We start from the raw sequence: 19,617 nt of genomic DNA, 5'->3' as shown, positions 1-19,617 counted from the left end.
CGGGCGCGAACCATGCGGTGGTCCGTTCCCGGTCTCCGCAGGCGGCGTGCGCCTGCGTCAAAAATGTCGGTGGCCCATGCCAAAGTGAACACATGGACGCTTTTGCACTGATACTTGCCCTGCTGATGCTGATTCTCGGCGCCGTGATTGGCGCCGCCTTCACCTACGTGGCGCTCCGCCGGCGGAGCGTGGCCCTGGAACAGGATTTCGACGGCGTCTCGGCGCGCCTTTCGGAGGTCAGCGCCCAGTTCGCGGCGGCCGACGCCGAGCGGCGCCTTCTGTCGGCACAGAACCGGGAACTGGGCGAGTCGCGCAACCAGGACGGCAGCGTCCTCCGGGCCCTGGCCCCGGTGGCGGAAAAGCTGACGGCGGTCCAACAGCAGGTGTCCCTGCTGGAACGCGACCGGCTGGAGCAGTACGGACAGCTGGCCCAGCAGCTGCAGGAGGCCAGGCTCTCCGACGAGCAGCTGCTGCGCTCAACCCATGCCCTGGAGTCCGCCCTGCGGTCCAATAGCGCCCGCGGCCAGTGGGGCGAGGTCCAGCTGCGCCGGGTCGTTGAAGCCGCCGGCATGCTCCGCCATGTGGATTTCCACGAACAACAGCACAGCACCGGAGGGGGAAACGCTGTCCGCCCCGACCTCGTGGTCCAGCTCCCGGGCGGGAAGCAACTGGTGGTTGACGCGAAGGTCCCCCTGGGGTCCTACCTAGAGGCCCAGGACCTGGGATCCTCAGCGGGACGCCAGCAGCAGGGGCCTGCCCTCAACGGCCAGAACGCGTTGCTGGCAGCCCACGCCAAGGCCCTGAAGTCCCATGTGGACGCGCTGAGCAACAAGAAGTACTGGGAGATCCCGGGCAATTCGCCGGAACTCGTCATCTGCTTCCTGCCGGCGGAATCCATCCTGGCGGCCGCACTGGCTGCGGACGCCGGGCTGCTTGACTACGCCTTGAACAAGAATGTGGTGCTGGCATCCCCCGGCACCTTGTTGGCCGTGCTGAAGTCGGTAGCGTTCACCTGGCGCCAGGACGTGCTCACGGACAGCGCCCGGGAGCTCTTTGAGTTGGCGCGGCAGCTCTACGAACGGATGGGCACACTGGGCGACAATGTGACCAAGCTGGGGTCGTCGCTGAAGACGTCCGTTGACCGCTACAACTCAATGGTCGGAACGCTGGAGGCGCGGGTTCTTCCGACGGCGCGGAAACTCAACGCCCTGGAAGCCGAGGGGCTGACCACACCGCCTGCGATCGAGGTGACTCCCCGGTCGGTGGCAGCTCCCGAACTGCAGTCGGAGGAGTCGGCCGCCTAGGCCGCGGTCAGGAGCGTCCGGCCTCCGCGGAGGCCGGACGCTCCTGACCGCGAAGGGGTCAGTTCCGCGCTCCCCGTCCGCCCAGTGCGCGGGTCACGTCGCCCGACTTCTTGAGGGTGGCGCGCAGCTCCTTGGGCAGGGAGAAGAGCAGGTCTTCCTCTGCCGTAACCACTTCTTCCACGGCACCGTAGCCGTAGTCCGCCAGGAGCCGGAGCACATCCTTGACCAGCACTTCCGGAACGGACGCGCCCGAGGTGACGCCCACCGTGGCGACGCCTTCGAACCAGGCCTCGTCCACTTCGTTGGCGAAATCGACGCGGTAGGACGCCTTGGCACCGTATTCCAGTGCAACCTCAACGAGGCGGACGGAGTTGGAGGAGTTGGCGGAGCCCACCACTATGACCAGATCAGCCTGCGGGGAGATCTTCTTGATGGCCACCTGCCTGTTGGTGGTGGCGTAGCAGATGTCGTCGCTGGGCGGATCCTGCAGAGTCGGGAAGCGTTCCTTGAGGAGCCGGACGGTTTCCATCGTTTCGTCCACGCTCAGGGTGGTCTGTGACAGCCAGATGACCTTTTCCGGATCCCGCACGGTAACTTTGTCCACTTCGTGCGGTCCGTTGATGATCTGGATGTGGTCGGGGGCCTCGCCGGCGGTTCCTTCCACTTCCTCGTGACCGTCGTGGCCGATGAGGAGGATGTCAAAGTCGTCCTTGGCGAAACGGACCGCCTCGCGGTGGACCTTGGTCACGAGCGGGCAGGTGGCGTCAATGGTGCGAAGGCCGCGGTCCTCGGCGGACTGTACGACGGCCGGCGAAACTCCGTGGGCAGAAAAAATTACCAGGGCGCCTTCGGGCACCTCATCGGTCTCGTCGACGAAGATGGCGCCCTTCTCCTCAAGCGAGCTCACAACGTGGACGTTGTGGACGATCTGCTTCCGCACATAGACGGGCGGACCATAGTGTTCCAGTGCCTTCTCCACGGCGATGACGGCCCGGTCAACACCGGCGCAGTAGCCGCGGGGAGCCGCGAGCAGCACCTTTTTGGGACCTGAGACCGGGGCCGCAGCCAGCACGTCCTCAGGCGAACGGCGCCTGCGTGGAATTGACGGCATGGGGATGGAGACTGCTGAGGTGGTCATTGTTCAATGCTACCGGGAATGCTGGTCGCGTCCGGCTCCGGCAACGGCACCGGCAACGACGCGGAAAAGGACACCGGCCACAATGAGGACGGCACCGGCGATGAGAGCCGCCAGGATCCACTGTCCGAACCGCTCGGAGGATGCGGCCACGAATTCGCTCTTGAAGATGTCCGCCACCTCATTCCCGCTGGCCGTCCCGCCTACCGCCAGGCCGGCCGCATCAGATCCGAGCTTCCACGCCGCGGCGAGCACCAATGCCCCTGCGCCGGTACCTACCAGCACAATCCAGCGCCGGCGGGCGGCGATGAGGGCCAGCAGGAGGGCGATGGCCGAGCCGGCAGCCAACGCGTACCCCAGGGGGGCATAGGCCGCAACCTGGTCAACGAGTTGCCGGTGGCTCGGCTGTCCGATGTCAATGGGCGTCTGGCCGGGCGCTTCAATCGGGATGTTGGTGGCCTCCGAAATCTGCTTGGTCAGCAGTCCAACCAGGGGCGCCACATCCAGGGTGAGGGACGTGGACGGGTCAGCTGCCGCCGTTCCGTCCCCGGCAGCCGGGAAGTTAAGCCGGTGACTCCTCCGCAGCGTTTCTTCCCAGGCCGCAGGGTAGCCGGGCAGCGTCGTCAGGGATTTGGCGGCGGAGTCCAGGATCGGCTGCACCAGTTGGGCGAATGGTTCAGGAATCTGTCCGGTCGGGTCGATGCTCCCGACAGCCGCTGAGGCCAGCCGCTGCTGGAAGACGGTGTCCTTGCCCAGCGGGGCGGCGAGGGAGACAAAGCCATCCTCCTGCACAATGTTCCGGTCCACCCAGATGGCAGGAACGGAGACGGCGGCCAGCAGCAGTCCAAGGATGACGGCGGCAGCGGAGACAAAAGTGCGCAAGGGATTCCTCGGTTGTGGTTGGGCGGTACTGCCATCCTAGGGGCGCCGGCCGGGAAGCAAAAATGTCGGCGGACAGTGGTAGAGCTATGGATAGAGTTGATTCGGTTTGATGCCATTCCGTTTTGATGCACTGCCATCTGCAAAGGATTCCCATGCCCAAGGCTCCCTCCCCGTCACGGCCCGCCCATGCCTGACAACTTGCCCGCGGCCACCACGGTTCCTGCCACGGCTGCCGAAACGAGTCCGGACAATCCCTGGCCGCTGCAGCTGTTGTCCCAGAAGCTCAAGGCCCATATCGACCGGACGCCCTCGGCATGGGTCGAGGGCCAGGTCATTGAGCTGAACCGCCGTGGCGGCAGTGCCTTCATGACGCTCCGGGATGTCGACGCCGAAATCTCCCTGCCCGCTTCCATCTGGTCGACCGTGCTGGATCGCCAGGAGGTTCCCCTGGAACGCGGGTCCAGGGTGGTGGCGCTCCTGAAGGCCGAGTTCTGGCTCAAGACCGGACGCCTCAACATGTCCGTGAAGGACATCCGGCCGGTGGGGCTCGGCGACTTGCTGGCGCGGATCGAGCGGCTCCGCCACGCGCTCTCCCTGGAAGGACTTTTCGCGGATTCCCGGAAGAAGCGCCTGCCCATCCTCCCCCACCGGATCGGGCTGATCACCGGACGCGATTCCGACGCCAAGAAGGATGTGCTGCGCAACGCCGCACTCCGTTGGCCCGCCGTCGAATTCGCGGTCCGCGAAGTTGCCGTCCAGGGAAACACTGCCGTTTCGCAGATCATGGCCGCGCTGCGGGAACTCGATGCTGACCCGCACGTCGACGTCATTGTCATCGCCCGTGGCGGCGGCGCACTCGAGGACCTCCTCCCCTTCAGCAACGAGGACCTGATCAGGGCTGTGTCCAATGCGTCCACGCCGGTGGTCAGCGCGATCGGCCACGAGGCAGACCGCCCCATCCTCGACGACGTCGCCGATCTGCGGGCCTCGACGCCCACGGACGCCGCGAAGAGAATCGTTCCTGACGTTGTGGAAGAACTCGCCAGGGTCCGGCAGGCCCGGGACCAGCTCCGGCGCGGGGTTAACCGGCTCGTGGAACGGGAATCCGACCGGCTGGCTTCCCTGCATTCACGGCCGGTGCTGGCCGCACCGGAGACGATGGTCAGTGCACGCGCCGAGGATGTGGCGCGGCTCAGCAGCCGCTCCCGCGCGGCAATCAGCACGGCGGTGCTGAGGGCAGCGGACCAGATCGTGCATCTCCGCAACCAGGTCCGTTCCCTCTCGCCGCAACAGACGCTGGACCGGGGCTATGCCGTGGTGCAGGTTGCCGGCACAGACCACGCAGCGGACGCGCCGCCGGCAGTAGTCCGGCATCCGTCACAGGCCCCGGAGGGCGCGGACCTTTTCGTACGGGTGGCCGGCGGCAGCTTTTCCGCCCGGTCCACGGGCGGCCACCAGATATCCGACGGCTGACCCGGTCGCGTACCGGCCCCGTTCATCCACTGACAACCAGCAGGGAGCACCACCATGGCAGCAGAACAGAAACCGAACGCCGACATCGAAGCGCTCAGCTACGAGGAAGCCCGCGAGCAGCTCGTGGCCGTCGTGGGCAAGCTGGAAGCCGGCGGCGCCAGCCTGGAGGACTCACTCGCACTGTGGGAGCGGGGCGAGGCCCTGGCCAAGCGCTGTGAGGAGTGGCTGGAAGGGGCCCGCAAACGGCTGGCCGCCGCCCGGAACCAGGCCGGGCCCGAGTCGTAGGGCCCGTCAGGACCTTTCCACCAGGCTGCGTTCCAGAGCCACGTCGAACTCAGCCTCGGGCCACTTAAGGTTGAGGTCCTCCATCGCCTGGAGCAGCAGCTGCTGGACGGCAATGCGGGCGTACCACTTCTTGTTCGCCGGCACCACGTGCCACGGGGCAACCTCGGTGTGGGTCTTGTCGAATGCCGCCTGGTAGGCGGCCATGTAGTCGTCCCAGAAAGCGCGCTCCTTGAGGTCGCTGCTGCTGTATTTCCAGTGCTTTGAAGGATCATCCAGCCGTGCGAGCAGGCGGGCTTTCTGTTCGTCGCGGCTGATGTTCAGCATCACCTTGACGATTCGGGTGCCGGAGGCGGCCAGCCTGGCTTCAAACTCGTTGATCGCCGTGTAGCGGCGCTCCAGCTCCTCCGGCGGGGCCCAGCCGTGGACGCGGTGGATGAGCACGTCCTCGTAGTGCGAGCGGTCGAAGACGCCCACCATGCCGGCTGCCGGGACTTCCTTCTCGATCCGCCAGAGGAAGTCGTAGGATTTTTCCTCGTCCGTGGGCGCCTTGAACGCTTTGAGCTGCACACCTTGAGGGTCCATGGCACCCACCACATGGGCCACGATGCCGCCCTTGCCCGCGGTGTCCATGGCCTGGAGGATCAGCAGGACACGCTTGGTCCCGCCGAATTTGGCTTCGGCGAACAGCTGCTCCTGGAGGGCCGCAAGTTTTCCGTCGAGTTCCTCGAGGAGTGCCCGGCCGTCGGATTTGCCACCCGGGTATCCCGGCGTGGAATCAGGGTCCACATCCGCCAGCCTGAACCCGTCACCGGCCGCCAGGGTCCCGGACGGGTGTTCGTCGAACGTTTCGATGTTTGCCATGAGAAGCCTTCCGCCGATGTGCCGCGAGTCCGTAGGGCCGCATCCTTGCGCCCGTCCGGCTGCAGCCGCCCGCTCTTCACGGGCAGCTGCTGCCATCAGGCTAGTTCCCCTGGTACCTGCTCAGGAAGTCCCCCATGCGCCCGACAGCCTCTTCGATGTCCTTCACGTTCGGAAGCGTGACCATCCGGAAGTGGTCCGGCCGTACCCAGTTGAAGGCACGTCCGTGGGAAACGAGGATCTTCTGCTCTCGGAGCAGGTCCAGGACGAACTTTTCGTCGTCGCGGATGTGGAAGACCTCCGGATCCAGTTTCGGGAACAGGTACAGCGCGCCCCTGGCCTGCTGGGTGCTGACGCCGGGGATGGCGTTGAGCATGTCATAAGCTTTGTTCCGCTGTTCCAGCAGCCGTCCGCCGGGCAGGATCAGATCGTTGATGCTCTGGTATCCGCCCAGTGCAGTCTGGATGGCATGCTGGGCAGGCACGTTGGCACACAACCGCATGTTGGCGAGCAGGCTGATGCCTTCAAGGTAGTCGGCGGCATCCTTCTTGGGCCCGGAAATCGCCATCCAGCCGGCCCGGTACCCGCAGACACGGTATGCCTTGGAGAGGCCGCTGAAGGTCAGGCACAGAACGTCGTCGCCGGTAAGGCCTGCCAGGTTCACGTGAACGGCGTCCTCGTACAGGATCTTCTCGTAGATCTCATCCGCGAAAAGCACCAGCCCGTGCTTTTCAGCCAGGGCCACGATCTTCTTGAGGGTTTCCTCGGGGTACACCGCGCCGGTGGGGTTGTTCGGGTTGATCACCACGATTCCCTTGGTCCGGGGGGTGATCTTGGATTCGAGGTCCTCCAGGTCCGGCTGCCAGCCGGACTCCTCGTCGCAGAGGTAGTGCACCGGCCGTCCGCTGGCGAGGGCCACGGAGGCGGTCCACAGCGGGTAGTCCGGTGTGGGGATCAGAACCTCGTCGCCGTCGTCGAGGAGGGCCATGAGCGACATGGTGATGAGCTCGCTGACACCGTTGCCGAGGTAGATGTCGTCCACGTGGATGTTCTGGATGCCGCGGGTCTGGTAGTACTGCGACACTGCGGTCCGGGCGGAAAATATGCCGCGGGAGTCACTGTAGCCCTGGGCGTGCGGCAGGTGGCGGATCATGTCCACCAGGATGGCGTCCGGCGCTTCAAACCCGAACGGGGCCGGGTTTCCGATGTTCAGTTTAAGGATGCGGTGACCCTCTGCCTCCATCTGCTGGGCGGCCTGAAGAATCGGTCCACGGATGTCGTAGAGGACATTATGAAGCTTGGTGGACTGCTTGAATTCTGCCATCCATCAAATATGCCATATGGAGGATGTACTTCAGCTGAGACTTGACTCACACAAGGAACAACGACGGCGGCTGCCGGACCTTGTGAGGTCCGGCAGCCGCCGTCGGGCCGGGCTGTTCAGCCTGCGTTACTTCACTGCTGTTACCCGGCCGGTGTTACTTGACCAGGCCCTTGTCCTTGAGCCAGGCCGCTGCTGCGTCCTTCGGGTTCTGCTTCTGGGTGCCGCTGACCGCACGGTTGAGGTTGATCAGGTCTTCCGTGGTGAGGATCTTGGACACCGAGTTGAGCGCTTCCTTGGCCTTGTCCGTCATCTTGGCCTTGTTGTACAGCGGCAGTACCTGCTGGGCGATGAAGTTGTTCTTCGGGTCGTCCAGGACCACCAGGTCATTGTCGGCAATGGCCGGCGTGGTGGTGTAGATGTCCGCGACCTGGACCTGGTCCTCCAGGAGTGCCTTGACGGTGATGGGTCCGCCGCCGTCGCTGAACGGTTCCAGCTTCTTGGGCTCGCAGCTGTAGTTCTTCTTCAGCCCGGGCAGGCCGTAGGCGCGCTCGGCAAAGGTGGCCGGAGCTCCCACGACCAGTTCGCTGCAGACCTTGGCGAGGTCCTCTATGGACTTGAGCTGGTACTTTTCCGCCGTCGCCTTGGTCACCACCATGGCGTCCTTGTCCTCAGCCTTGGACGGCTCCAGGACCGCAAGTCCCTCCGGCAGCTTGCCCGGAAGCGCCTTGAAGATGTCTTCCGCCGAGACCTCGGTGGCGCCCTTGTTCACATGCAGCAGGAGGTTGCCGCTGTAATCGGGAATGATGTCCACGGAGCCGTCCTGGACCGCTTTGAAGTACACCTCCCGCGAGCCGATGTTGGGCTTGGTGCTTGCGGTGACGCCGGCTGCGTTCAACGCGCCGGCATACACCTCCGCGATGATCTGGCTCTCCGGGAAGTCCGCGGATCCGATCACCAGTGCGGAACCAGAGCCCGAACCGCCCGTCGCGGGCGCGCTTCCCAGCGGATCGGATCCGCCGCCGCATGCGGACAGCGCCAGGGCAAGTCCGACGCCGACGGCCAGGCCGCCGAACGCGCGGCGGCCCAGAATACTAGGGTGGGTTTCCTTCATGATCTACCTCCTTGAACAACAGGCTCCGCGGACACGGGGTCTGTGAGATCAGCCGGTGCCTGCTGGCTCCGGCGTGGCGTGTCAGAGGATCCCCGGGACAGGAAGAGCCTCTGGAAAACAGCGAGCAGCAGATCGACGGCAATGGCCAGTGCTGCTATCAGCAGCGAGCCGCCGAGCATCTGCGGAAAATCGGAGAGCACCAGGCCGTCGAAGAGGTACCGGCCCAGGCCGCCGAGGTTGATGTACGCCACCACTGAAACGGTGGCGATGACCTGGAGCACGCCGGTCCTGAAGCCGCCGAACATCACGGCCAGGGCATTGGGAAATTCGGCGCGGAACAGCACCTGCAGTTCGGTCATGCCCATGGCGCGGGCCGCATCCACGACGTTCCGGTCCACGCTGGCAATGCCGGCATACGTGCCTGCGAGCAGCGGAGGCACGGTCAGAATCACGAGGGCCCAGATGGGAGGCATCAGTCCGATGCCGGCCAGGAGGACGAAGAGTGTCAGCAGGCCGAGGGTGGGCAGTGCCCGGAGAGCCCCGGCCAGCGCGACAACCGCCACCCGGCCGCGGCCGGTATGGCCGACATAGAGGCCGATGGGGACGGCTATCGCCGTGGCGATGAGCATCACGAGACCCGTGTACTGGAGGTGCTCGGCCAGCCGGACGGGAATGCCGGTGCTTCCGGACCAGTGCAGGGGATCGCCCAGCCACGCAAAAGTGTCGGTGAAGACGTTGCTCATGCGGAGGCACCCCCGGTCCGGACATCCGACAGCCGCTCGGCCGCCGACGGGAGGCCTGCTTTGTCCGTTTTGGCCACGGCCCTGGTCCACGGCGTCAGGAGTCGCTCCAGGAGCACCAGAAAGGCATCCATCACCAGTGCCAGCACCAGGATGGCAATGATCCCGACCAGCACCTCGGTAATAAAGCCCCGTTGGAGGCCGGACGTGAACAGCATCCCGAGGTTTCCAATGCCCAGGAGGGCGGCCACGCTTACCAGCGAGATGTTGCTGACGGACACAACCCTCAGGCCGGCGAAAAGCACCGGAAGGGACAACGGCAGGTCAATTTGCAGGAAACGCGCGGCGGGCTTGAACCCCATCGCAACGGCCGCCTGGCGGAGGTCTTCATCCACGGAGTCGAAGGCGTCGAGTGCGGCCCGCACCAGCAGCGCCACCGCGTAGATGGTCAGGGCGACGATCACGTTCAGCGGGTCCAGGACCCTGGTCCCCAGGATTGAGGGCAGGATGATGAACAAGGCAAGGGACGGGACCGTGTAGAGCAGGGACGTCGCCGTCACCACCACGGAACGCAGGGTCCGGTTTTGCCGGGCAAACTGTGCCAGCGGGATGGAGAGCAGCAAACCGAACACCATGGGCAGGATGGCCAGCACCAGGTGCTGACCTGCCAGTTCGAACACCCTCCCGCTGTTGGCCAGGAACCATTCCATCAGAGGGCACCCTGCCGGACCAGCCGTGCCGATTCGATGACAGCAAGCACTTCGTCCGCGCGGAGGACACCGGCAAGCCTGCCGTCCGCGTCGACTGCGACGCCCAAGCCCGACGGCGACGACAGCGCCGCGTCAAGAGCCCGCCGGAGCGTCTCCCCTTTCCGGAACAGCGAGCCGCCGGGGATGAGCACGGAACCGGACCCCGGACTCGTCCAGCCCATCGGCCGGGAATCCGCATCAACCACGAGCGCCCAATCACTGCCTTCGAGTCCGGCCGTTCCGGACTCCAGGGCGCTGTGACTGACCGTTGGAACCTCATGGAGGATAACGGCATCGGACGGGCTGAACGCCAGGTGGCGGAACCCCCGGTCCTTACCCACGAAGGAGGCCACGAAGTCGTTGGCAGGGGCGCGGAGGATCTCCTCCGGCGTCGCGTACTGCGCCAGTTTGCCGCCGGTGGCGAAAACAGCGACCTTGTCTCCAAGCACGGTGGCTTCGTCAATGTCGTGCGTGACGAAAACGATGGTCTTGGCCAGGTCCCGCTGCAGCCGGAGGAGCTCCTGCTGGAGTTCGTCGCGCACCACGGGATCCACGGCGCTGAACGGTTCGTCCATCAACAGCACGGGCGGGTCTGCCGCGAGAGCCCGGGCCACGCCGACCCGCTGCTGCTGGCCGCCGGACAGCTGCGACGGGTACCGCTTTCCCAGCACCGAAGCCAGCCCGACGACGTCGAGCAGTTCCTCGGCGCGCTTGCGCGACTCAGATTTGGAGACCCCGTTGAGCCGCGGGACCGTGGCGATGTTGTCCAGCACTGAGCGGTGCGGCATCAGGCCGGAGGACTGCATCACATACCCCATGGACCGCCTCAGCTGCGCGGCAGGCACTGACGTGACATCCTTCCCGTCCACCGTGATGGTGCCCGACGTGGGCTCCACCATGCGGTTGATCATCCGCAGGGAAGTGGTCTTCCCGCAGCCCGACGGACCCACAAAAACCGTGATGGAGCCTTTGTCGATGGACATGGTCAGGTTGTCCACGGCCGGCTGCCCGCTCTGGTACTGCTTGGTGACGCTCTGGAATTCGATCATGGCTTCAGCCATTTCCGGGCTTACCTAACTGTTGGCGGCAACATCGGACGGTCAGGCCAAAGATCATAAGGTTACTGATATTCGGCAGTAAAGCAGTTAATAGACAGCGTAACCAGCGGCCCCGGCAAAGTCAGCGGTGCCGCGGCTACCGTAAGCATTCGGTAACCTACGCCGTTTGGATGGGCGGCGGCGGCACCGGACTGTGATTCCGCGCTCAATCCCCGCCGCCGACCCTCCCCCGCCGGTCAACCGCCGTGCGTCAACGGCGCTTCCGTTTCCCCTTTCCGTCCCCGACGGTGCGTTCGCGGGCCATTTCCTGTCCGTACCGCTCGGCTGCCCGCTGGCTCTTGCCCGCCACCACCACCTTCTGGTGCCACTCCCGCTGGTAGGCCCGCCGGGCTGCCGCGTCGTGCCGGCGGTTGAGTGCCGCCAACTCGCGCTGGAGCTTGAGGTAGCTTTCCCACCGGCGCATCTCGAGGGCTCCGTCGGCGAGCGCGGCCTGGACAGCGCAGCCCGGTTCCCGGTCATGGGCGCAATCGGCGAAGCGGCAGCGGCCGAACAGCCCTTCGAGGTCGCCGAACATCTCGTCCATTCCGTCGTCCGCGTCAAAGAGCCCAAAGCCGCGCACGCCCGGGGTGTCCATGAGAACCGCTCCTCCCGGCAGCGGGACGAGCTCGCGCGCCGTGGTGGTGTGCCGGCCTTTGCCGTCGCCGGACCGTACCGGCCCGACGTCCTGGACATGGTGCCCGGCAAGGGCATTGATCAGCGTGGACTTTCCGGCGCCCGAGGGTCCCAGCAGGACGAGCGTTCCGCCCGCCGGCACATGTCCGAGCACTTCGTCGAGGCCGTCGCCCTGTTCCGCCGAGGTGGTGACCACAGCAACGCCTGCTGCCTGCAGGATTACTTTTCCGACGACGTCGTCCGCGATGTCGGCAAGATCCGCTTTGGTGATGATCACCAGCGGAGTGGCCCCCGAATCCCACGCGGCCACGAGCGTCCGCTCCAAGCGGTTGTGGGTAAGGGGCCGGTCCACGGGGACCACCACTCCCACGACGTCCACGTTGGCACCGAGGACCTGGGCTTCCGAAGACGCCTCGAAGGCGCGTTTGCGGCTGAGCGCCGACTCGCGGGGCAGCACACCGATGACGGCGGGCTCCCCTGCTGCGTTGGCACCGAGCCATACCCAGTCACCGGTGGCCGGCACCTCGCCGCGGGCCGGGTAGGGCAGATGCCACAGCTCCGCCGCGGCGGCGATGAGCACCCTGTTCCGGTCCACGCGGACCACCCGCCCCGGTTCCTCCCCGCCGGGCATGGGATGGGCGTCAAAAAGTGCTGCCGTCCGGGCCGTGAAACCGTAATCCACGGGACCGGCCAGCGGTGGAGCTGAGTTGGTGGTTGTTGAATTTGCTGTTGTTTTCACTGGAAACCTCTGCTGAGGCCCCGTAGGCACGGACACGGGTGCGTGATTCAGGCGCTGCTTGATTAAGGCAGTGCTTGATTCAGGCAGTGCGAATCAGGACGTGCGTTTGGCCGGGGCAGGAATAATGACTTTGCTGGCGCGCCGGGCGCGCAGGAATATTGCAGTCATCGTCTCCACCTCCCCGCTTCTGCCATGCCAACTGTCGAACCAGTTCGACGTCGGTCCGTCCGCTTCGCCGGACGCTTTTGCCGGCGGCGTTTCAAGGGTAAGCCGTCCGGCCACGGATTGGCTAGGGGTCCCGGCTCCAAAGTCCGGACCTGCCCGTATTCCGCCATTGACCCTAGAGTTGATCCTGTGACGAACCTCGAAGTAAGCCCCAAGGAAGAACTGTGCCCGGCAGGACAGCCCGGAGGCTCCGCCGGAACCGGGCCGTGCCTGCAGTTGTGGCCGGCCCGGGAAGTCCCGCTCGGCGGGGTCCGGGCAATGAATGTCCTCCGCACCCTTCCGCAGCGTGGCCTCCCCACGGTGGGCGCGTGGTGCTTCCTGGACAGTTTCGGTCCGGACCGGGTGGCCATGTCCGTGCTGCCGCACCCGCACACCGGCCTGCAGACCGTGACCTGGCCGCTCGCAGGCAACATCCGGCACCGTGACAGCGTGGGCAGCGACGTCATCGTGCGTCCGGGCGAGCTCAACATCATGACCGCGGGCCACGGGGTCTCCCACTCCGAGTTCGCTGTGCTGCCGGACCGGGCGTCCCGCACCGGGGCGAACGACATAGGGACGGACGACTCTGGGACGGCCGACACTGGGACCGCCGACGCCGGCACGGAAGTGCCGCTGCAGCGGGGCCTCCAGTTGTGGGTGGCCCTTCCGGACGGCGAGCGCCACCGTGCCCCGGCGTTCGAGCAGCACCGCGACCTCCCGGAAGTGACCGGAGATGGTTTCAGAGCAACCGTGATGGTGGGAACCTTCGCCGGAGTGGAGGCGCCGGCCACGATGTATTCCCCGATCGTCGGTGCGGACATCTCCTGCGCCGGATCCGTCGTCCTGCCGCTGGACCCGGAGTTCGAGCACGCGGTGCTGGTGCTCGACGGCGGCATCACCCTCGACGGGCAGGATGTGCCGCCGGGTCCGCTGGGCTACCTCGGCACCGGCCGCGGCTTCCTGGAAATCGAGGCGGCCCCCGGCACGCGCTTCATCCTGCTGGGCGGGGAACCGTTCCAGGAGGAGCTGCTGATGTGGTGGAACTTCGTGGGCAGGACCCACGATGAAGTGGCCCAGGCGCGCCAGGACTGGGAGGACCAGGCCGATCTGCCGGACCAGGAGTCCGGGGGTTCCCGGTTCGGGCTGGTCCAGGGACACGGCCCTGCTGCGGGAGCCGAAGCCGGGCGCATTCCTGCTCCCCCGTTACCGGGCGTCCGGCTCCGGCCGCGCACCCGTTCCTGACAGGCATCCGGACAGGAACGGGTGCGCGCAGGGCCCAAGGTCCGAGGCCCGGGGGTCCGCGGTCCGCGGTCCGAAAGGCTACCCCTGTTCGGCCACCAGTTGCAGGACTCCGAACACGGGGTCCTTCTCCAGGACCCGGACATCGGTCACGCCTTCAGCAGCAAGGCTGCGCCTGAAGGACTCCTGCAGCCTCGCCACGTTCATCCCGAGCCCGCTGCCCAGGATCACCGGTCCCTTGATGCCCAGTTTCCGCAGGGCCTGCGCGGCCAGTCCGGCAAGGTCCCTGCCTGCCTGTTCAACAAGCGCCTGGCTGGGCGCGTGCCCGGCGTCCGCAGCCTCGACCACGAGGCGGGCCCGCTGTGCCCAGTAGCGGCGGCCCGTGTCCGGCGAATGGAAAAGGGCAATCAGTTTGTTGGGGTCATCGATGGTGCAGGACTGCAGGAGTGCCGTAGTGAGTTCGTCGGGTTCCAGGCCCTGGTTCATGCGGCGGAGGCTGTGCCGGACCGCTTCCCGGCCCAGCCAGTAGCCGCTGCCTTCGTCCCCGAGCAGGTAGCCCCAGCCGCCGGCCCTGGCTTCTTCGCCGCTGGCATTCCTGCCCCAGGCGGCGGAACCGGTGCCGGCAATGACGGCGACGCCGGTGCTCGCCCCTCCGGCGGCCAGCAACAGCCGGGAGTCGTGGACCACCGTGATCTTCGCGCCGGGAACATGGGGGGCGATCAGGGCCGCCAGCGCGGCCGCGTCCTCATCCGTGTCGATTCCGCCGGCACCGGCGTAGACCTGGGCAATCACCCCGCCGCCGATCTTGGCGAACAGCTCTGCCAGGTGACGTGCCGCTTCATCGCGGCTGACATTCTGCACGTTTGAGCTGCCCACGGATTCATCGGCCACGGCTTGTCCGTTTTCGAAACGGACGCCGCGCGTCTTGGTTCCGCCAATGTCCAGGCCGATCACGGCGCCTGGCCCTGGTTGGCCGGGCGCTGCCTGAACGGGGGCCGCGTGGAGCCCGCCGGTGGAAGGAACAGAATCCGTTGCTGGCAAGTTGTCAGAATTAGTCACGTGAACAGACTACTGAGTCGCTACAGGGAGCAGGTCATGACGAGTGCCATTTTCGGTACACGAATCATTGCGGCGCCAATGGCCGGGGGCACCTCCACGCCCCGGTTCGTGGAGTCCGTGCATCTGGCGGGCGGTCTGGGCTTCCTCGCCGCGGGCTACAAGACCGCGGCGGCCATGGAATCCGACATGCGCGAGGTCCGGTCTGCCGGGGCGGGTTTCGGCATGAACGTCTTCGTTCCCGACCGGTCCCAGCTCGATCCGCCCGCCGACGTCCGCCGGCAGCTTGAGGACTACCGGCGGAGCCTCGAGCCGGACGCCCGGCGCTACGGAGTCACACTTCCCGGGCTGCGGCTCGACGACGATGATGCATGGCAGGACAAGATCGACGCCCTGCTGGCGGATCCGGTGGAGTTTGTCAGCTTCACGTTCGGCCTCCCGGAGCCGGCTGAAGTCCAGGCGCTCAAGCGTGCAGGGTCCACCCTGATTGCCACCGTCACCAGCGTGGCTGAAGCGCTGCTTGCCGTGGAGCGGGGAGCGGACATCCTGGCGGTCCAGCACGGGAGCGCGGGTGGCCACAGCGGGGCCTTCCTGGCCCGGGCAGGAACGACGGACTCCCCCGGCCCCGCGACCACGGCTGAGCTGCTCACCGCGGTGCGCACCGCCGTCGGCGTTCCCCTGGTGGCCGCCGGAGGGATCATGGATTCAGCAGGCCTCGACGCGGTGCTTGCCGCAGGCGCAACCGCGGCCCAACTGGGCACGGCCTTTCTCCGCAGCGACGAAAGCGGCGCGCGCCAGCTCCACAAGGATGCCCTCGCAAGCCGCGATATCAGCGAGACACAAATGACCCGTGCGTTCACCGGCAGGCAGGCACGGGCCCTGGTCAATGCCTTCGTCCGGGACCACGGTGACGCACCGGAGGGGTACCCTGCCATTCACCATCTCACCGCTCCGATCCGCGCGGCAGCGGCAGCTGCAGGCGACCCGGAACGGCTGAACCTTTGGGCGGGAACCGGATGGCGGCAGGCGGCAGCCCGGCCCGTCCCCGAGATCATGGCCGGCCTGCTCGCCGGATCCTCGCGTTCCTGATCGTCCCGACTCCGGACGCAGACAGGCTTCCCTGCCGCAGTCAGCTGGGCGGCCCGCGCATCCCGCATCCCGCGCCGGTCAGCCCTCCGAACGCGCCCGGATGAGTCCTGCCAGCAGCTCCGGGCCCTCGGTCAGGACCAGTTCCCGGAACAGCCTGACCTGGTCCGGCTCGGCTTCCTGGCCTCCTCGCCGTTCGCGCCACGCCAACCCGATTTCCCGGAACGCCAGTCCGGACTCCAGTGGAACCTCCACCCAGCCGAGGTTGCCGGTGTGCGGGCTCACCGTCCGGCCCGGGGCCCGCCCGCCGGGCGGCAGGATGCTGACGCCCAGCCCCGCGGACACGAGCCCGCGGACGGTATGCGAGTCTTGGCTTTCAAAGGCAATGCGCGGGCGGAACCCGGCTTCGCGGAACAAGGCGTCCGTCAGCGAGCGCATGCCGTAGCCGTGCCCCATCGCCACAAACGGGTCCTGCCTGATGTCCGCGAGCCGGGCGCTTTTCCGGCCGGCCAGGGGGTGTTCATGGTGCACCACCAGCCGCAGCGGCTCCCGGTACAGCGCGGCTGAGCCGATGCCCCGGCCCGCCGTGGCGACGGGCGCTGTCAGGGCAAGATCAGCGGTCCCGGCCGAGAGTTCGGCCAGGCAGCCGTCACGTGCCCCCTGGCTGAAGTCGAAGGCGGTCTGCGGGTGGCGTTGGTGGAAGGCATTGATCAGCAACGGCAGCGTCGCCTCGCCAAAGGTGTGCTGGAACGCGACCGCGATCCGGCCGCGCACCACCTCGGATTCGTGCCGCACCAGGTCCAGCCCGGTCCGGAACTCGTTGAGTGCTGCGTCGATATAGGGCAGCAGCGCCTTGGCCGCAGGGGTCAGCCGGACTCCCCTGCCGTCGCGGATCAGCAGTTCAGTGCCCACCACTGCGCTGGCGCGGGCGAGCGCCCGGCTGACGGTGGACTGCGGTATCCCGAGCAGTTCCGCTGTTTCTGTGACGTGCTGAGTCCGCCCCAGTTCGGACAGGACCGGGAGCAGCGGCAACAGTTGCGCCAGCTGTTTGTGCTCAATGTCCATCCGGGCCTCCCGGTAACTGATCCGATTTCAGCATCTATTCTATGTAAATCATGCATTGGAAGCATGTCAGCAGCCGATTTAGGCTGGAGTTATGCACATGCTGCCAACGCAGGACACGTCACAATCCGGACTGTGGGCGGGCCACCCGAAAGGCTCGGCAGCCTACCGACGGCTGCTGGCTGCCCTGGCGTTCGCCGGGGTGGCAACGTTCGCGCAGCTGTACTCCACCCAGGCCGTGCTGCCGATCATGGCAACGGACCTGCGGATCACGGCGGCTGAAGCGGCGCTCACCATCTCACTGGCCACGGTGGGGCTCGCCATCACGGTCATCCCGTGGTCATTCCTGGCAGATCGGATCGGCCGTGTACGGGCCATGACCCTGGGCATCTCGGCCGCGACCGTCCTTGGACTGCTGGCGCCCCTGGCCGCCACCTTCCCCATCCTCCTGGGCCTCAGATTGCTCGAGGGCATGGCACTTGGCGGGATACCGGCCATCGCGATTGCGTACCTGAACGAGGAAGTCCACAAGGCGCACGCCGCCCTCGCCGCCGGAACCTACGTTGCAGGAACCACGCTGGGCGGGCTGGCGGGACGGCTTGTTGCAGGTCCCGTGGGAGAACTGTGGGGATGGCGGGCGGCCGCATTGGCCGTCTCCGGCCTTGCCGCGGCCGCCGCCGTCCTGTTCCTGATCCTGGTCCCCAGGGCCCGCGGCTTCACACCCGCGCGCGCCAGCGGATTCCGCGGGGCGGCGAGGACGCTGGGGGGCCATCTGCGCAATCCCCGCCTGCTGGCCCTGTACGTGCAGGCGTTCCTGCTCATGGGAGGCTTCGTAGCGGTGTACAACTACCTCGGGTTCCGGTTGTCCGGCGACCCGTTCGGGCTGCCGGCCACCGTGATCAGCCTGATTTTTGTGGCCTACCTTTCCGGGACGGTGACCTCGCGGCTGGCCGGCGGGCTCACGCTGAGGTTCGGCCGCCGGACCATCCTGCTGGCCGGCATCCTGCTGATGGCCGCGGGCCTGGCGCTGACACTGACGCAGGTGCTGGTGCTGATCCTCGCCGGCCTGCTGGTGTTTACCGGCGGGTTCTTTGCGGCCCACAGCATCGGGGCAGGCTGGACCGGGGGGATCGCCACGACGGGCCGTGCACAGGCGTCCTCCTTGTACAACCTTGCCTACTACCTGGGCTCCAGTGCCATCGGGTGGGCCGGCGGCCTGGTTTTCCAGTCGTTCGGCTGGACGGCGCTGGCCCTGACCGTCATCGGGCTGGCATGCACGACGGCGGTGATCACCGCCGTCGTGCATCCCGGGTCCGGCGCCGGGCAGGCGAACCCCGGGCAGCTGGGACCCGGACAGCTGGGTCCCGGGGAAGCGAAGCAGGCCTGCTAGCGCGTTCCCTCGATGGCCTGCACCAGGTCTTCCACGATATCGGCGCCGTCCTCCAACCCCACGGACAACCGAAGCAGGCTGGCATGGGGCTTCGCCTCGGCGGCGACGGGCCGGTGCGTCAGGCCGCCGGGATGCTGGATGAGGGTGTCTATGCCGCCCAGGGACACGGCGTGGGTGATCATCCGGACCGCCGCCGGGATCCGCTCTGCGTGTTCGGGACTGCCCAGTTCAAAGGCCAGCAGCGAACCCGGGCCCGACATCTGCGTCCCCACCAGGCCCATCGGGTCGCACTCCGGGAGCCCCGGGTAATAGACCGCCTTCACCAGTCCGTGCCCGGCCAGGGCCGCGGCAACCTTGTGTGCGGTTGCCTGCTGCGCCCGCACGCGCACCGGGAGCGTGGCCAGGCCGCGGTGCAGCAAGTAGGCCGGCCAGGGAGTCAGGATGCCGCCGGTCACGGCACGGACCTGGCGCAGCCTGGTGGTCCACTCCGGCGAAGCCGCCACCACCCCGCCCATGGCATCCCCGTGTCCGCCCAGGAACTTGGTGGCACTGTGAAGCACCAGGGCGGCGCCGTGAGCCAGGGGCTGCTGGAGGACGGGGCTCGCGAAAGTGTTGTCCACCAGCACCGGGACGCCGTCAGCGTCACGGGCAAGCTGCGCGATGTCCACGAGCTCGAGGCTGGGGTTGGCGGGTGTCTCCACCATCACCAGTCCCGTATCCGGACGCAGTGCGGCCCGCACCCCGTCCGCCGTCGTGAACGTCACTTCGGTGCCGAGGAGGCCCGAGGCGAGGATGTGGTCGCTTCCGCCGTACAGCGGCCGGACCGCCACCACGTGCTTGTTCCCGGCAGCCACCGTTGCGAGCAGCACGGCCGACAGGGCCGCCATGCCGGTGGCGAAGGCCACTGCTTCCGGGGCGCCCTCAAGGAGGGCCACGCCCTGCTCGAAGCGGGCAACGGTGGGGTTCCACAGGCGCTGGTAGACCGTGCTCTGGCCTTCCTGGTGCATGCCGCCGGTGGCCATGTGTTCGTACGCCTGCCCTCCGTCGTGGACTGAAGGAAGCGGAGCTGTGGTGGACAGGTCGATCGGCACGGCGTGCACGCCTTGTTCGGTCAGGCCGTTCCGGCCTGCATGGACAGCCAGTGAATCGGGTGAAAACACGGGACTCCTTTTGAATTATTCGCCATTGAATCCGGCAAGTATCTGGCAATAATTCGGAGTTTCACAGGCCTAACGAATGGAACTGTCGGA

18 protein-coding genes are annotated in these 19,617 nt (G+C 66.8%); 6 read left to right on the top strand and 12 right to left on the bottom strand.

What is annotated here, in order from left to right:
- Positions 1 to 92 precede the first annotated feature (92 nt).
- Positions 93 to 1,304 (top strand): DNA recombination protein RmuC, encoded by a 1,212-nt coding sequence (locus AC6JAC_RS07610; RefSeq protein ID WP_028269461.1) that lies wholly within the window; start codon positions 93 to 95, stop codon positions 1,302 to 1,304.
- A gap of 58 nt (positions 1,305 to 1,362) precedes the next feature.
- Here the strand turns inward: AC6JAC_RS07610 and AC6JAC_RS07605 are convergent, their stop codons facing one another.
- Together AC6JAC_RS07605 and AC6JAC_RS07600 are read right to left on the bottom strand one after the other, a co-directional pair.
- Complete coding sequence (locus AC6JAC_RS07605; RefSeq protein ID WP_028269462.1) at positions 1,363 to 2,442, bottom strand: 4-hydroxy-3-methylbut-2-enyl diphosphate reductase; 1,080 nt, start codon at positions 2,440 to 2,442, stop codon at positions 1,363 to 1,365.
- 9 nt (positions 2,443 to 2,451) lie between these two features.
- Positions 2,452 to 3,321, bottom strand: a complete 870-nt coding sequence (locus tag AC6JAC_RS07600) for a hypothetical protein (protein ID WP_454698991.1) — start codon at positions 3,319 to 3,321, stop codon at positions 2,452 to 2,454.
- Between the two features lie 186 nt (positions 3,322 to 3,507).
- On the opposite strand from AC6JAC_RS07600, the gene xseA reads away from it, so the two are divergent.
- Together xseA and AC6JAC_RS07590 are read left to right on the top strand one after the other, a co-directional pair.
- On the top strand, positions 3,508 to 4,794 hold the full coding sequence (xseA, locus tag AC6JAC_RS07595; RefSeq protein ID WP_028269464.1) for an exodeoxyribonuclease VII large subunit: 1,287 nt from the start codon (positions 3,508 to 3,510) through the stop codon (positions 4,792 to 4,794).
- A 54-nt stretch (positions 4,795 to 4,848) separates the two neighbouring features.
- Positions 4,849 to 5,079, top strand: a complete 231-nt coding sequence (locus AC6JAC_RS07590) for an exodeoxyribonuclease VII small subunit (RefSeq protein WP_028269465.1) — start codon at positions 4,849 to 4,851, stop codon at positions 5,077 to 5,079.
- Positions 5,080 to 5,085: 6 nt separating this feature from the next.
- On the opposite strand, the gene AC6JAC_RS07585 is transcribed toward AC6JAC_RS07590, so the two are convergent.
- From AC6JAC_RS07585 to rsgA, 7 genes are all read right to left on the bottom strand, one after another.
- Positions 5,086 to 5,940, bottom strand: coding sequence for a polyphosphate kinase 2 family protein (locus tag AC6JAC_RS07585; RefSeq protein WP_497964149.1), 855 nt, complete (start codon positions 5,938 to 5,940; stop codon positions 5,086 to 5,088).
- Positions 5,941 to 6,040: 100 nt separating this feature from the next.
- The gene (locus tag AC6JAC_RS07580) at positions 6,041 to 7,261 is read right to left on the bottom strand and encodes a pyridoxal phosphate-dependent aminotransferase (RefSeq protein ID WP_028269467.1); all 1,221 of its coding nucleotides are present in this window, start codon (positions 7,259 to 7,261) and stop codon (positions 6,041 to 6,043) included.
- Positions 7,262 to 7,415: 154 nt separating this feature from the next.
- Positions 7,416 to 8,372, bottom strand: a complete 957-nt coding sequence (locus AC6JAC_RS07575) for an ABC transporter substrate-binding protein (RefSeq protein ID WP_497964147.1) — start codon at positions 8,370 to 8,372, stop codon at positions 7,416 to 7,418.
- The gene (locus tag AC6JAC_RS07570) at positions 8,369 to 9,115 is read right to left on the bottom strand and encodes an ABC transporter permease (protein WP_028269469.1); all 747 of its coding nucleotides are present in this window, start codon (positions 9,113 to 9,115) and stop codon (positions 8,369 to 8,371) included. The genes AC6JAC_RS07575 and AC6JAC_RS07570 overlap by 4 nt, the downstream gene beginning before the upstream one ends.
- The gene (locus AC6JAC_RS07565; protein WP_028269470.1) at positions 9,112 to 9,822 is read right to left on the bottom strand and encodes an ABC transporter permease; all 711 of its coding nucleotides are present in this window, start codon (positions 9,820 to 9,822) and stop codon (positions 9,112 to 9,114) included. The genes AC6JAC_RS07570 and AC6JAC_RS07565 overlap by 4 nt, the downstream gene beginning before the upstream one ends.
- The gene (locus tag AC6JAC_RS07560) at positions 9,822 to 10,922 is read right to left on the bottom strand and encodes an ABC transporter ATP-binding protein (RefSeq protein WP_028269471.1); all 1,101 of its coding nucleotides are present in this window, start codon (positions 10,920 to 10,922) and stop codon (positions 9,822 to 9,824) included. The genes AC6JAC_RS07565 and AC6JAC_RS07560 overlap by 1 nt, the downstream gene beginning before the upstream one ends.
- A gap of 247 nt (positions 10,923 to 11,169) precedes the next feature.
- The gene (gene rsgA, locus AC6JAC_RS07555; RefSeq protein ID WP_028269472.1) at positions 11,170 to 12,330 is read right to left on the bottom strand and encodes a ribosome small subunit-dependent GTPase A; all 1,161 of its coding nucleotides are present in this window, start codon (positions 12,328 to 12,330) and stop codon (positions 11,170 to 11,172) included.
- Between the two features lie 354 nt (positions 12,331 to 12,684).
- On the opposite strand from rsgA, the gene AC6JAC_RS07550 reads away from it, so the two are divergent.
- A complete protein-coding gene (locus tag AC6JAC_RS07550) occupies positions 12,685 to 13,776 on the top strand; it encodes a pirin family protein (protein ID WP_028269473.1) in 1,092 nt (363 codons plus the stop codon).
- A gap of 78 nt (positions 13,777 to 13,854) precedes the next feature.
- Here AC6JAC_RS07550 and AC6JAC_RS07545 read toward each other — a convergent pair whose 3' ends face one another.
- Complete coding sequence (locus AC6JAC_RS07545) at positions 13,855 to 14,832, bottom strand: N-acetylglucosamine kinase (protein WP_028269474.1); 978 nt, start codon at positions 14,830 to 14,832, stop codon at positions 13,855 to 13,857.
- Positions 14,833 to 14,868: 36 nt separating this feature from the next.
- Between AC6JAC_RS07545 and AC6JAC_RS07540 the strand changes: the two genes are divergently transcribed.
- Positions 14,869 to 15,918, top strand: coding sequence for a nitronate monooxygenase (locus tag AC6JAC_RS07540; RefSeq protein ID WP_028269475.1), 1,050 nt, complete (start codon positions 14,869 to 14,871; stop codon positions 15,916 to 15,918).
- Between the two features lie 78 nt (positions 15,919 to 15,996).
- Here the strand turns inward: AC6JAC_RS07540 and AC6JAC_RS07535 are convergent, their stop codons facing one another.
- Positions 15,997 to 16,980, bottom strand: coding sequence for a LysR family transcriptional regulator (locus AC6JAC_RS07535; protein ID WP_028269476.1), 984 nt, complete (start codon positions 16,978 to 16,980; stop codon positions 15,997 to 15,999).
- A 97-nt stretch (positions 16,981 to 17,077) separates the two neighbouring features.
- Between AC6JAC_RS07535 and AC6JAC_RS07530 the strand changes: the two genes are divergently transcribed.
- A complete protein-coding gene (locus AC6JAC_RS07530; RefSeq protein WP_497966786.1) occupies positions 17,078 to 18,367 on the top strand; it encodes an MFS transporter in 1,290 nt (429 codons plus the stop codon).
- Here the strand turns inward: AC6JAC_RS07530 and AC6JAC_RS07525 are convergent.
- Positions 18,364 to 19,527, bottom strand: a complete 1,164-nt coding sequence (locus AC6JAC_RS07525) for a trans-sulfuration enzyme family protein (RefSeq protein ID WP_497964142.1) — start codon at positions 19,525 to 19,527, stop codon at positions 18,364 to 18,366. The genes AC6JAC_RS07530 and AC6JAC_RS07525 overlap by 4 nt on opposite strands.
- Positions 19,528 to 19,617 lie beyond the last annotated feature (90 nt).

It is taken from the genome of Arthrobacter sp. KUASC02 (assembly GCF_059739395.1).
This window is presented reverse-complemented; position numbering and strand designations above follow the sequence as displayed.

Bases quoted from the DNA above. Each gene is read 5' to 3' on its own strand.
- AC6JAC_RS07610 (WP_028269461.1), top strand. From the start codon at position 93: ATGGACGCTTTTGCACTGATACTTGCCCTGCTGATGCTGATTCTCGGC.
- AC6JAC_RS07605 (WP_028269462.1), bottom strand. From the start codon at position 2,442: ATGACCACCTCAGCAGTCTCCATCCCCATGCCGTCAATTCCACGCAGG.
- xseA (WP_028269464.1), top strand. From the start codon at position 3,508: ATGCCTGACAACTTGCCCGCGGCCACCACGGTTCCTGCCACGGCTGCC.
- AC6JAC_RS07590 (WP_028269465.1), top strand. From the start codon at position 4,849: ATGGCAGCAGAACAGAAACCGAACGCCGACATCGAAGCGCTCAGCTAC.
- AC6JAC_RS07585 (WP_497964149.1), bottom strand. From the start codon at position 5,940: ATGGCAAACATCGAAACGTTCGACGAACACCCGTCCGGGACCCTGGCG.
- AC6JAC_RS07580 (WP_028269467.1), bottom strand. From the start codon at position 7,261: ATGGCAGAATTCAAGCAGTCCACCAAGCTTCATAATGTCCTCTACGAC.
- AC6JAC_RS07575 (WP_497964147.1), bottom strand. From the start codon at position 8,372: ATGAAGGAAACCCACCCTAGTATTCTGGGCCGCCGCGCGTTCGGCGGC.
- AC6JAC_RS07570 (WP_028269469.1), bottom strand. From the start codon at position 9,115: ATGAGCAACGTCTTCACCGACACTTTTGCGTGGCTGGGCGATCCCCTG.
- AC6JAC_RS07565 (WP_028269470.1), bottom strand. From the start codon at position 9,822: ATGGAATGGTTCCTGGCCAACAGCGGGAGGGTGTTCGAACTGGCAGGT.
- AC6JAC_RS07560 (WP_028269471.1), bottom strand. From the start codon at position 10,922: ATGGCTGAAGCCATGATCGAATTCCAGAGCGTCACCAAGCAGTACCAG.
- AC6JAC_RS07540 (WP_028269475.1), top strand. From the start codon at position 14,869: ATGACGAGTGCCATTTTCGGTACACGAATCATTGCGGCGCCAATGGCC.
- AC6JAC_RS07535 (WP_028269476.1), bottom strand. From the start codon at position 16,980: ATGGACATTGAGCACAAACAGCTGGCGCAACTGTTGCCGCTGCTCCCG.
- AC6JAC_RS07530 (WP_497966786.1), top strand. From the start codon at position 17,078: ATGCTGCCAACGCAGGACACGTCACAATCCGGACTGTGGGCGGGCCAC.